Source organism: Thalassospira sp. SN3W, assembly GCF_038070535.1.
GTDB classification, from domain to species: domain Bacteria; phylum Pseudomonadota; class Alphaproteobacteria; order Rhodospirillales; family Thalassospiraceae; genus Thalassospira; species Thalassospira xiamenensis.
In genome coordinates, this window is record NZ_CP121124.1 from 3,094,224 (window position 1) to 3,105,741 (window position 11,518).

Here is an 11,518-nt window from a genome sequence, read left to right on the forward strand (position 1 = left end):
TTACTTTAGCAGATTTCCATTGTTGGCGTTTGGCCTTAAAAACGCCCGTGTCTGTTCAATCGCTTCGCGCATGCCGACCCGTTGGACATTGACATCGTCGGGGAATGCACCCAGCAAGCGTGACGGCATCCGGTTATCAAGCAGCACAAACACTCCGCGATCTTCGGCGCGCCGGACAAGGCGGCCAAAGGCCTGCTTCATCCGCAGACGGGTCAGCATGTCGTCATAGCGCGCACCATGAAATGCGGCCTTGCGCGCCCGGTGCAGAATATCGGGGCGGGGCCATGGCACGCGATCAAACACGATCAGGCGGAGGCTATCACCGGGCACATCGACCCCGTCGCGTACCGCATCGGTACCCAATAGACAGGCATCACGTTCAACCCGGAAAATATCGATCAGGGTCGACACATCCATACCGTCAATATGCTGTGCCAGAAGCTGCAACCCGGCATCGTCAAGCGGCCCGGTCAGGCGGTCATAAACCGCGCGCAAACGGTTGATCGCGGTAAACAGGCCAAGCGCGCCGCCGCCGGACGCCAGAAACAGCTCGCGATAGGCCGCCGCCACATGATCGGGGTTATCACGGCCAAGGTCATTGATGATGAAAATCTTGGTCTGTTTGGCATAGTCATAGGGGCTTTTCATCGCCGCCCGGATCGCAGGCATCGGCATATGCGATGCCCCGGTGCGATCTTCGGCAACACCCCAGTCAAACATCTCATCGCCTGTGCCATCGCGGAGCGTGGCCGACGTGATCACCAACCCATGGGCGGAGGGTGCCAAGGCCGCGGTCAGGGGCAATGTGGGGTCGATATGATGGCGGTGCATGCCGACATCGAAATCGCGGCCAAACTGCCGTTCGATGGCAAACCAGTCGACAAATTCCGGCGGGGTGGCATCGACAAGGCTTTCAAGCATCCCGCGCCATGCGGCGACCTGCATGATCGCACGCCGTTCAAGGGAACGGATCGCGGCATCAAGGCGCTGCCGTTCGGCACTTTCAAGCTCGTCTGCCTTTTCATCTAGCATATGGGCGATGATTTTGATCAGGGCCTTGGCCGGTCTTTCAAGGGCCGCCAAGGCACGGTCAAGATCGGCGGCACTGGCCAGAACCGGGTCAATCGCCGGTTTGCAGTCGGTTTCAATCGAATAACCCCGGTCGCCTTCGGCCGCACGCGCCATCACCTGCGCCCGGACATGGGCAAGGAACAATTCCGCCGGGCCCTTGGCATGTTCGGCCCCGTCATGAATGCGCATCAGCCAGCCCTGTTCGGGCAGGCATTGGGCGGCGACAATCACGGCATTGACCGCATCACGAAGTTCGTCCCGATCCATGATCAGGGTTTCAAGCCGTTGTTTAAGCCCACGTGCGCGCGACTGGCCCTTGTTTTCCGCACCCAGCAACCAGCGGCGTAATTCTGCCCCTTCCTGCCCGGTCAAATGTGCGGAAAAGGCCTTGTCGGCGGCATCAAAAAGATGATGTCCCTCGTCAAAGACATAACGTGTGGGCATCGATGCGTCGTCAAGTCCGCCAAGGGCGGCCTGCACCATCACCAGCGCATGATTGGCGACCACGATCTCGGCCGACCTTGCGCGCCGGACGGTTTTTTCAACAAAGCAGCGCGAATAATGCGGGCAGGCGGCATAAATGCATTCGCCGCGCTGATCGGCAAGGGCACTGGTAAAACGGCCACCGATCAGTTCGGTCAGCCATGCCGGGAAATCACCGCCGACCATATCGCCATCGCGCGTTTGCGATGCCCAGCGCGCCATAAGCCCCAGCGGGATCGCCTGATGGGGCTGTTGCGCCAGCGGTCTTTGGGCTTCTTCGAAATTCAGAAGGCACAGGTAATTTTCGCGGCCCTTGCGCACGACCGCCTTCAGGCGTTTGTCCTTGGGATCATCATAAAGACGGTTCAGTTCCTGATCGATCTGACGTTGCAGGTTGCGGGTATAGGTTGAAATCCAAACCGCCCCGTCATTCTTTTGTGCCCAGATCGAGGCCGGGGCAACATAACCCAGCGTCTTGCCCGTCCCGGTCCCTGCCTCGGCCAGGACGATATTGGGCGTGCCTTCGGCGGTGCGGGGCGCGAAGGCCGAACAGACGGCGGATGCATAATCGGCCTGTTGCGGGCGTTCTTCCGCCCCTTCGCCCAGAAGCTTTTTCAGCCGTTCGCGGGCATCCTTGGGATCGACCGGGTTGTTGCCGGGTGGCGGTGGCGGGGCATGTTCGGCCCATTCGCCCATTTTCTTCCAGACCTTAAGACCTTCATAGACGGCAAATTTATGCGGGCCGTCGCCATCGGCACCAAGGGCGGCCAGAACCGGCACGCCCCACATCCAATGCCCGCGTGCCATCGGCCATGCAATGGAAAGCGCACGTGCGCGCTTTTCACGCGGCAGGGTGGCAAGTTCCTGCAACAACCGTTTCATCGCCTCGGCCAAGGCTTCGGCCTGTCCGATCAGATCATCGCATGCCTGTTGCCCGGTCGCCATGGCAAGCCCGCGTGGTGTGGGGACGCAAAACTGCGCCGGGCGGACAAAGGCAAAAAGTTCCAGGAGGTCATGGGCCGGAAACGGATCGGATTTCATCCGCCGTGCCGATGCCGGGGTATGAACCAATATCGGGCGTTGGGATCGCGCCCGTTTGGCCGCCGCCCCATGCGGCAATTCTTCTATTTCCCCGTCGGGCGACAGGAAAACAGCATGACGCAATCCGACGACCATGACGGGTGCGTCGGGTGGCATGAATTTCGGCGTGGGATCAGAACGATCATCGAACATTTGGGGGACTATAATCAGGTCCGGCCACTGGTGCCACCGGTGAAATTAACCTATCTTCGGATTTTGGCGTTTTCATTCCCAAAGATGGTGCGGGCGTTTCAATGGGCAAGGCAAAATCAGATAAGCAGTGTTTCTGGCGTGATGCCGGTTTGCCATTTGTCGAATTGCGCCGCGTCGATGACGGGCGGGGTGTTTGCTATGAACGCCACAGCCACGACACGTTTTCAATCGGCATCGTCAAGGGCGGGCGCAGTACCTATTGGAATCGGGGCAAGGTCCATGAAACCGGCAAGGGATCGGTTGTGGTACTGAACCCTGAGGATGTGCATGGCTGCAACCCGGTGCCGGGTGGGGGATGGTGTTATGACATGCTGTTTGTCGATCCGGCGTGGCTTCTGGATTTGCAGGTGGAAATTGATGCCGATGCCGCCGGGCGGTTTGCGATGTTTTCCGACACCATCAGCCATAGTCCAATGCTGTATTCCGGCCTGCAAAGCCTTGCCGATACATTGATTGATCCCGATTGTGACCGGCTGGCCAAGGAAAGTACGATGGTATCGTTCTTTGCTGATCTGCATGTGGCGCTTGATCGGCGCGGTATCTTGCGTGGGGTTGGCGGTGCGACGGATAAAAACAAAATGGACCGGGTTGCGGATTATATCCGGGCCTATTACGCCGAAGACGTCAATCTGGATGATCTTGCCGGGGTGATCGGGGTTTCGCGATCCTATCTGGTGCGCGCGTTCAAAAAGGCACATGGCATGACGCCCTATGCCTATCTGATCAATTGCCGGGTGCAGAAGGCACGCCATGCGCTCAAGCGCGGGGAGCGGATTGTTGACGTTGCCCTTGATTGCGGCTTTGCCGATCAGGCGCATTTTCAACGGGTTTTCAAACGCCTGATAGCGACCACGCCGCGCCATTATGCGATGGCGCATGTCGCCTGAGCCAATCAGGTGATGATCAGATAGGCCGCACTTGCCATCAGTAGCAATGCCATGATCCGGTTAAACAGCCGGATATGGGCGGCATCATTTAAAAACCGGCCGAGGAACGCCCCGGCATAGGCCCAGCAGGCGACCGAGGCAAAACAGACCGCGAAATAAAGCACGGTGAATTCCCAGACCAGCGCCGGCGCACCATTGGCGGCATAGGCCCCCATGCCTGCAACCGCGGCAAGCCAAGCCTTGGGGTTAACCCATTGCAGCAATGCGCCGGTGATCATCGATGGTCCCTTGTCCGCGCGCGTTTTGCCCAATTCGCCCGATGCGGTGGCAAGCTTGAAGGCCATGAACAGCAAAAACGCCACCCCGGCCCATTGAATGACTGTCGTCAGGTTGGGAAAAATCACCAGCAATTCATGCAGGCCCAACCCGATCAGAAGCAATAACAGGCAAAAGCCGCTGGTCGCGCCGAACACAAGTCGCAGGCTGGGACGAAAGCCGTAATGCACGCCGGAACTCAGGATCAGGATATTGACCGGGCCGGGCGTGATCGAGGCGGCAAGCGCGAAGGCAGCCATCGACAGATAAAGGCTTGGGGCGGCGGCAAGCATGGGTTCGCGATCCTTTTGGTGGCTTTGCTGGATGCAACAATGCGCCGCAGGTCTTGGGGTTTATTGAACGATATTGCCCTGCCGGTTGTAAATGCCCCAAAAAAAACGGCATCCGGGAGTTGGCCCGGATGCCGTTTTGGACGGATCAATTACCTCGGGGGAGGGGATCCGCTTAGTTTTCTGTCAGTTTCATCAACTGACTTGCACAGGCGTCGGCGATTTCCGTGGTCGGGGCATCATTGCCAGGCATGGTGGCCCAGCCTTGAGCGGCGACGAAATCATCACGCTTGTAGGAGCTTTCCTCTTTAAGGGCGGCAAGCTGCATGGTCTGATTGGTGGGGGTCTGGGTTTTGAACTGCGCAACACAAATCGGGGCGAGGGCGGTAATGACCGCATCCTTGCTTTGCGTGTTGGCCATTTCGGCTGCGGTGCTGCCCGAAACGACCCAGCTTGTGCTAAAGCCGATGATCGTGATGGCAACGGCACCGATAACACCGCCCCAGATTGCGGGTTTTACCCAGACTGGAATTTCCATATTCATAATATACTCCCATTCATTTTGTGAAATTTATAAACAATTGCTCGTTTTTATTTCATTCAATGAAATCATTTGGGCGTCATTTTAGCAAATGAACTATATTTTTATATAATTGATGTGGCTATTGTGTTTTCGACAATTTGCGCGTTTCGATTTTATTGTGTATTTTGTTTTGATAAATATTATGAATATCCAAGTAGGTTGGCGATCCAGCCCGCGCCACCGGCAATCATTGCATATCGTGCCGCCTTGCCAATCGTCACCAGCACGATAAAGGGCAAAAAGCGCACCCGCATGACACCGGCAAAGAGTGTTAGCGGATCCCCGATTATCGGCAGCCACGCCAGCAAAAGCGACCAAAGCCCGTATTTGCCAAACCAGTCTGAAGCACGATCAAGGGCATCTGGCGATACCGGGAACCAGCGCCGATCCTTGAAATGATCGATATACAGTCCAAGCCCCCAGTTGACGCACGAGCCCAGAACATTCCCCGCCGTCGCGACGACAACCAGCCACCACGGCGCATGATCACCCGACGCGACAAGGGCTGCCAAGGCCACCTCGGACGTGCCGGGCAGGATGGTGGCGGATGTCAAAGCCGACAGGAACAAGGCGAAAAGCACGGATAAAGGTCCCGTTCAGGTCAAATGAGCTGGATCAGGCGAAGGCAGGAATTACGTTCAGGCTTCAGGATTTAACGGTGAATTTCTGAACGCTGACCGGTTCTGCCAGTAATTCATCGCCAAGGGCGCCGAAGGCGCGCAGGTATGGTGTTTCAAAATGAAGGGCGAGGTCTTCGTCAGAGCGCCAGTTTTCATACGCCATCCAGATCGCCGGATCTTCGTTGGACTGATGAATATCGTAACTGATGCAACCTTCTTCGTCGCGCGACGGTTCGACAAGTGCCAGAAGCTGTTTGCCAAGTTCGGCTTCCTTGCCCGGTTTGGCGCGTGCGATGGCAAGAACGGTAAGCTTGGTGGTCATCAATGTTTCCCATGAAATTTTTGTGGTATTTTTGCTGCCAAGGATCATCAGGGCAGAGGCCGCATCGGGCAACTGTTAAATGCCGACAAATAAAAGCCCGGTGCAGGGGAGATGCACCGGGCTTGGCTTCGGCATATACGGATCAGGGGAGGTCCCGTGCCGAAGAGGGGCCGTTTGTTGATCAGGCGATGTGCGAGGTTACATCGACATTGCCGCGGACCGAGTTGGAATACGGGCAGATTTTGTGGGCTTCTTCGACCAGCTTTTCAGCTTCGGCCTTATCAAGGCCCGGCAGCGAGATATGCAGGTCAACCGCAAGGCCGAAACCGCCAGCCGCACGCGGGCCGATGCCGACAACAGCCTTGACCGAAACATCAGACGGAACTTTCGGGCCGCCCTGGGAGGAGACGAATTTCATCGCGCCGATGAAACAGGCCGAGTAACCCATTGCAAAAAGCTGTTCAGGGTTGTTGCCTTCGCCGCCAGCACCACCGAGTTCCTTGGGCGTGGTCAGTTTGACATCGAGGCTGCCGTCTTCGGTTTTCGCACGGCCGTCACGGCCACCGGTTGCACTTGCTGTTGCGCGATATTTGACATCTACAGACATGGTTTTCTTCCTTTGTTTGAACGTGATGGTTCGAAGGTTTCGATAACCCGGCTGATCAGGGCGTTGGTTCGGTTGGTGCCCCAAATGATATGTCGCCGGGTGGGTGGGGGCGCAACCGCGCCCCCGAAAGAAGTTGTAGAAAGTTCAGGTCATTCGCCGTAGAAGGCGTTCTTCAAAAACTGGCTGGCCTGGGCGGTTGCGGCCTTGGCAGCCGGGGTGTCGGCGATGGCATTGAGCATAACGAAATCATGGATCGTGCCGTTGTAGCGAACCGTGGTGACATCCACCCCGGCCTGGCTGAGTTTGCGGGCATAGGCTTCGCCCTCGTCACGCAGCACGTCGTTTTCATCGGTGATGATCAGGGCAGGTGCCTGTCCAGCCAGCAATTCCTGCGGGGCATGGATCGGCGTTACTTTCGGATCGGTGCGGTCCGTGCCTTCGGGCAGGTACTGGTTCCAGAACCATTCCATTGCCGCCTTGGTCAACCACGGGCCATTGGCAAATTCGGTATAGGATCCGTTGTCAAAATTCGCATCAGTCACCGGATAGAACAGGACCTGGGCGATGATTTCAGGGCCTTTGCGCTGCTCGGCCAACAGGGAAACAACCGCGGTCATGTTGCCACCGACACTGTCCCCGGCAATCGCCAGACGGGTCGGATCAACGTTAAGCTGTTCACTGTGTTCGGCGACATATTTGGTGACGGCATAATCCTGTTCAATCGCGATCGGATATTTGGCTTCGGGTGAACGTTCATAATCAACGAAGACGACGGCAGCATTTGCCTGTACGGCGATTTCGCGGATCAGACGGTCGTGGGTTTCCTTATCTCCCAGAACCCAGCCGCCACCGTGGAAGTAGACGACAACCGGCAGGCGGTCGGTGTTGCCTTCGGGGCGGACGATCCGGACCCGGGTTTCGCCGGTCGGACCGACAGGGAAGACGGTATCGGTAACATCGGCGGCGCGTTTTGCAATCGGGCCTGCCTGCGCACCGGCCAGAACATTGCGGGCATCAGCCGGGCTGAGCGTGTAGATCGGCGCACCGCCCGAAGCGGTCAGAGCATTGATGAAGTTCTGGGTGTTATTTTCGAGAACCGGATTTGCCAGTGCGGTCGTGGTGGCCAAGGTTGCTGCCAGAGCAAATGCAGCGGAGGCAACAGTCGTTTTGAATGTATTCATGATCTTGTTCCTTTTGGCTGTCTGGATGGTGCCGCTGTGCGGCGTTTTCCGTTTCGATGATTATGAAATAGCATGCGATTTAATCGTGCACGATATAAATTTGAGAATATGAGCTATGCAATTAAATCGCTTGTAATTAAATCGTGCACGATATATTAATGTGAGTTTGATTTGAAATCGGCCGTGTTACGAGCCACAGAAGCAGCACCAGTGACTGCCAGTCGGCCCGGCCCGATAGGACAAAGGAGAACGCCACTATGGACAATCATGATAACAATCCGCTCAGGCTTGAAAACTTCCTGTGCTTTTCTGTCTATGCGGCCAGTCATGCGTTTAACCGTATCTATAAACCGCTTCTTGACGCGCTTGAGCTCACCTATCCGCAATATCTGGTGATGGTGACCCTGTGGGAGGAGGATGATCAGCCGGTTCGCAGCATTGGTGAAAAGCTGTTTCTGGAATCCAGCACCTTGACGCCTTTGCTTAAACGGCTTGAGGCGGCGGGACTGGTTAAACGTACCCGTGATCCAAAGGATGAACGTTCCGTACGTATTACCCTGACAGCAGCGGGCAGGGAATTGCGGCAAAAGGCACTTGATGTACCGCGTTGCGTTGGCGAGGTGGCGGAACTTGATCTTTCGACAATCAAACGCCTGATCGATGATCTGGGCCAGTTGCGTGACAATCTTGAGGCAAATGCATCGCGGAAATAGCGATGAAAACGTTCAAGCAAGCGGCGACTAGCGTTTGGGTGTCGGTTTGCGCCGGTCCTGATGATAAGTCAGCGCCCAGCCAAGTACGGTTTTAATTGCTTCTTCGGGAAACGGGCGATCCAGCGCAAGCAGGATCGCCCGATTTCCTTCGCATTCCAGAACCCCGTCAAAATGGCTACGAACCCGATCAATCAGGTCGGTCTGGCAGTTGACGTAAATGGCGATCCGGTCGGGTGCCTTTGGTTTCCAGTCGGCCCGGATGGTCGTCCCTGACCCGGAGGGCGTTATCCATGCCGGTTCCCCCCATTTCAGGGTTTCCGTAATCATCCCGATAGGGATATTTGCCGCCAGTTCGAAAATCCATCCGCGAATTGTCATTAGCGCCGAGCGGGCATCGTCGGGATAGCATGCGAATTTGGTCGAAAGGTCAGCGGCCAGTTTGGGAATCGTGCCGGGGTCAGATCGGCCTATTCCGAAGGATTGCGTCTGGTTCATATTCCTGCCCGGCATCCGATGCATCAGCCAGACATCATAGCGCAGAAAAAGAAAGGGCGCGATGTCCTGGTGGAAATCGCGCCAAGTTTGCTGTCAGGGACAGCAGGGAGGCATACATCAAGGTTCAGATTGTCTGCGAGAACAGAAAACCACGGAATGCAGCCACCGGCATATCCCCATATGAGGAGGTTAAAAGCATATCGCGTATTTCGTCGAAGATGGCGGGATGCGATTCGGGCATGGCAAAGGCTGCAAGCCGGAACTTGCAGCCTTGTAGGGGGCTGGTCCCAGAGCGGGGCCGGTTTTTATCTAGATGCTTTGGATCAGAAGCCAGATGGCAGCGCAGAACATGACGGCATGCTGTATCAGCATGGAGGGGGCGACCAAGGCAATTGATGCGGTCAGGGTGCCCCAGGCGTGAAGAATCCGTGCGACAATGAAGGCCACGGCAACCAGCCAGATGATGTCAGACGTTGCCAGAACAGCCTCGAGTGCGAGCACGACAAGAATACAGAAAGGCGCATTTTCGATGAAATTGCCATGCGCGCGTATCCGGCGTTGCAGGGCTTCGTCACCACCATCGCCACGGGCCAGTTTAAGGTCGCGGCGCCGCAAGGAAACATTCAGGCTAAGAGCGATCAGCATTAGGGCAAAAATGCCAGTCAGGCAGACGGTAACGGTGATCGGCAGCATGTGCATGGTCCTTTTACGCGTTGGGATGAAACAGCTTTGCCTGATTGGCGGGGCGATGCAAGAGGCAGCATGCAAACAGGCCGGAAATATCCGGCCTGTGCTTGGATCGGTTTGTCTGAATCTGCTGTGTTATTCGGCGGCGCGAAGCATGGGGGGCTGATATTGCCCCGATTTGCTTGTGGCTTCCGGGCTATCGCCCTGCACGCGCTTCATCGCGGTGATGAAATCGCTGATCTTGCTGTTCAGGAAACCCGCCTGATGGGCGGTATGATCGGCATTTTCGTGCACCGTGATCGCGCTGTTGCCGACATCAGTAACACTGGATTGAATCGTGGTGACATTTTCCGAAACGCGTTTGGCACTTTCAGAAACGAAATCAACATTGCGGGCAATTTCGCGTGTTGTGGCGTTCTGTTCTTCGACGGCGCCGACAATGGCCGTGACATAATCATCGATGCTGTTAATCACGGTGCCGATATTGGTGATGGCATCGGTTGAATTGCGCGACACGCTTTGAATGCGTTCGATCTTGCGGGTGATTTCATCGGTGGCCTTTGCCGTCTGATTGGCAAGGTTTTTGACTTCTCCCGCAACCACGGCAAATCCTTTGCCTGCTTCACCGGCGCGCGCGGCTTCGATCGTGGCGTTCAGGGCCAGAAGATTGGTCTGATCTGCAATCTGGGTAATCAGTTGCACGACTTGGCCCACTTCTTCTGCGACTTCCTGCAGGTTGCGCATTTCGGTCTGGGAGGTATTGGAATGTTCAACAGCGTTATGCGCAATCCCAGAAAACTGTGTGATCTGGGATGAGATTTCGTCAATCGCTGCAACCATTTGTTCGGTTGCAGCACTAAGCGACTGAGCACTTGCTGATGATTCTTCTGCCTCGGTGGCAACAGCACCGGCGAGCGATCCTGCCTGTGTACTTTGGCTTTGCATGGTTTCGGCACGTGAGAGAACTTCATTGGCGCCTTTGACGATATCGGCAAACGTATTTACAAGAGTTTCGCAAAATTCTTTTACCAGTCGATCCGTCTCTGCCCGGCGTTTCTCATCAAGTGCGCGTTGTTGTTCCTGCATGGCTTCAAGTTCACGGGCCTTGATCATATCGGCCTGGAATACCCGCATCGCATCAGCCATCTCGCCGACTTCATCGCGGAAGGCGGAAACCGGCACCGGTGTATCAAGTTTACCTTTTGCCAGATCGCCCAGAGCTTCTGTCAGGCGATGCAACGGACGGGTAATCGACCGTCCCAAAAGCCACGCCAAAAGTATGCCTGATACGAGCGCAAAGCCCGACAAAGCGGTGATCAGAGTTTTGCCCATGCGTTCGTCTTCCAACGCCTTGTTCATTGACAGCTGGGTGTAGTTCGCGACTTCGGCAAGAAGGGCTTCAATGGCGGTATTAAGGTCTTTTTGCAATTTCTCTGTCGCGATGACAGCATCCGCGACGTCGGATGTGCTTGCCCCATTGTCAAGAGCTTTGAAAATGTTGGCGACGTTGGACTCGTAAGTGCGATGATCCGCTTCTATGCGCAAAAGGGCCGCTTCGACAGCGGCAAACTCTGTTCGGTCTGCATTATTTGAAAGCTCGGTGAGATAGGCTTTTACCATTCTGGTTGCTTCACGGAGCTCCACATCGGACTGTTTTGAAATTTCATCGAAATTAGCCCGAACACTGGTTTCGCTCTCGCTATGGGAGTCCACATTGCGGAAACGCAGCGACTTTTCCATCAGGATGGCTTGTTCAAGCTGATGCTGCGTGATTTTTTCAAGCATCAGTGTCAGAGGCAGGTCGCGCGCGGTAACCTGTTCCAATTCATTGCCGATCACGGTCATTTTGTATACGGCGATGCTGCCAAGCAAACCTGAAGTTAACAACAGCCAGCCCGCAAGACTATATAGGCGCTGCGCAATATTTGACTTCCACACCCATCCAAACATTTAGTTTCCCTCGCGAAAAAG

At 55.8% G+C, this 11,518-nt stretch carries 12 protein-coding genes; 2 read left to right on the top strand and 10 right to left on the bottom strand.

The annotated features are described in order from the left end of the window. Positions 1-2,787: an ATP-dependent DNA helicase gene (locus P8T57_RS13960; RefSeq protein ID WP_341363434.1), complete on the bottom strand. Its 2,787-nt coding sequence runs from the start codon at positions 2,785-2,787 to the stop codon at positions 1-3. A 101-nt stretch (positions 2,788-2,888) separates the two neighbouring features. On the opposite strand from P8T57_RS13960, the gene P8T57_RS13965 reads away from it, so the two are divergent. Next, positions 2,889-3,734 (top strand): AraC family transcriptional regulator, encoded by an 846-nt coding sequence (locus P8T57_RS13965; RefSeq protein WP_341363435.1) that lies wholly within the window; start codon positions 2,889-2,891, stop codon positions 3,732-3,734. Between the two features lie 5 nt (positions 3,735-3,739). On the opposite strand, the gene P8T57_RS13970 is transcribed toward P8T57_RS13965, so the two are convergent. The 6 genes from P8T57_RS13970 to P8T57_RS13995 form a co-directional block, all read right to left on the bottom strand. Then, on the bottom strand, positions 3,740-4,342 hold the full coding sequence (locus P8T57_RS13970; protein WP_341363436.1) for a LysE family translocator: 603 nt from the start codon (positions 4,340-4,342) through the stop codon (positions 3,740-3,742). A 172-nt stretch (positions 4,343-4,514) separates the two neighbouring features. After that, complete coding sequence (locus P8T57_RS13975; protein WP_114094586.1) at positions 4,515-4,883, bottom strand: hypothetical protein; 369 nt, start codon at positions 4,881-4,883, stop codon at positions 4,515-4,517. Positions 4,884-5,062: 179 nt separating this feature from the next. After that, the gene (locus P8T57_RS13980) at positions 5,063-5,503 is read right to left on the bottom strand and encodes a YqaA family protein (RefSeq protein ID WP_341363437.1); all 441 of its coding nucleotides are present in this window, start codon (positions 5,501-5,503) and stop codon (positions 5,063-5,065) included. A 64-nt stretch (positions 5,504-5,567) separates the two neighbouring features. Then, positions 5,568-5,864, bottom strand: coding sequence for a putative quinol monooxygenase (locus P8T57_RS13985; protein WP_341363438.1), 297 nt, complete (start codon positions 5,862-5,864; stop codon positions 5,568-5,570). A gap of 181 nt (positions 5,865-6,045) precedes the next feature. Continuing rightward, entirely contained in the window at positions 6,046-6,471 is a 426-nt protein-coding gene (locus P8T57_RS13990; protein WP_063092830.1) for an organic hydroperoxide resistance protein, read from the bottom strand. Positions 6,472-6,620: 149 nt separating this feature from the next. Continuing rightward, positions 6,621-7,652, bottom strand: a complete 1,032-nt coding sequence (locus P8T57_RS13995; RefSeq protein ID WP_341363439.1) for an alpha/beta hydrolase — start codon at positions 7,650-7,652, stop codon at positions 6,621-6,623. Between the two features lie 257 nt (positions 7,653-7,909). Here P8T57_RS13995 and P8T57_RS14000 point away from each other — a divergent pair, with 257 nt between their 5' ends. Next, on the top strand, positions 7,910-8,365 hold the full coding sequence (locus tag P8T57_RS14000) for a MarR family transcriptional regulator (protein WP_007090451.1): 456 nt from the start codon (positions 7,910-7,912) through the stop codon (positions 8,363-8,365). Positions 8,366-8,392: 27 nt separating this feature from the next. On the opposite strand, the gene P8T57_RS14005 is transcribed toward P8T57_RS14000, so the two are convergent. From P8T57_RS14005 to P8T57_RS14015, 3 genes are all read right to left on the bottom strand, one after another. Next, complete coding sequence (locus P8T57_RS14005; RefSeq protein WP_341363440.1) at positions 8,393-8,860, bottom strand: DUF1801 domain-containing protein; 468 nt, start codon at positions 8,858-8,860, stop codon at positions 8,393-8,395. Between the two features lie 309 nt (positions 8,861-9,169). Further along, complete coding sequence (locus tag P8T57_RS14010) at positions 9,170-9,553, bottom strand: MAPEG family protein (RefSeq protein ID WP_341363441.1); 384 nt, start codon at positions 9,551-9,553, stop codon at positions 9,170-9,172. Positions 9,554-9,682: 129 nt separating this feature from the next. Next, a complete protein-coding gene (locus P8T57_RS14015) occupies positions 9,683-11,497 on the bottom strand; it encodes a methyl-accepting chemotaxis protein (protein WP_341363442.1) in 1,815 nt (604 codons plus the stop codon). Between the last annotated feature and the right edge of the window lie 21 nt (positions 11,498-11,518).

What these genes read in the sequence shown, in the direction of transcription:
- P8T57_RS14005 (WP_341363440.1), bottom strand. Translation starts at nt 8,860, where the DNA reads ATGAACCAGACGCAATCCTTCGGAATAGGCCGATCTGACCCCGGCACG.
- P8T57_RS13985 (WP_341363438.1), bottom strand. Translation starts at nt 5,864, where the DNA reads ATGACCACCAAGCTTACCGTTCTTGCCATCGCACGCGCCAAACCGGGC.
- P8T57_RS13975 (WP_114094586.1), bottom strand. Translation starts at nt 4,883, where the DNA reads ATGAATATGGAAATTCCAGTCTGGGTAAAACCCGCAATCTGGGGCGGT.
- P8T57_RS13990 (WP_063092830.1), bottom strand. Translation starts at nt 6,471, where the DNA reads ATGTCTGTAGATGTCAAATATCGCGCAACAGCAAGTGCAACCGGTGGC.
- P8T57_RS14015 (WP_341363442.1), bottom strand. Translation starts at nt 11,497, where the DNA reads ATGTTTGGATGGGTGTGGAAGTCAAATATTGCGCAGCGCCTATATAGT.
- P8T57_RS13970 (WP_341363436.1), bottom strand. Translation starts at nt 4,342, where the DNA reads ATGCTTGCCGCCGCCCCAAGCCTTTATCTGTCGATGGCTGCCTTCGCG.
- P8T57_RS13995 (WP_341363439.1), bottom strand. Translation starts at nt 7,652, where the DNA reads ATGAATACATTCAAAACGACTGTTGCCTCCGCTGCATTTGCTCTGGCA.
- P8T57_RS14010 (WP_341363441.1), bottom strand. Translation starts at nt 9,553, where the DNA reads ATGCTGCCGATCACCGTTACCGTCTGCCTGACTGGCATTTTTGCCCTA.
- P8T57_RS13965 (WP_341363435.1), top strand. Translation starts at nt 2,889, where the DNA reads ATGGGCAAGGCAAAATCAGATAAGCAGTGTTTCTGGCGTGATGCCGGT.
- P8T57_RS14000 (WP_007090451.1), top strand. Translation starts at nt 7,910, where the DNA reads ATGGACAATCATGATAACAATCCGCTCAGGCTTGAAAACTTCCTGTGC.
- P8T57_RS13960 (WP_341363434.1), bottom strand. Translation starts at nt 2,787, where the DNA reads ATGTTCGATGATCGTTCTGATCCCACGCCGAAATTCATGCCACCCGAC.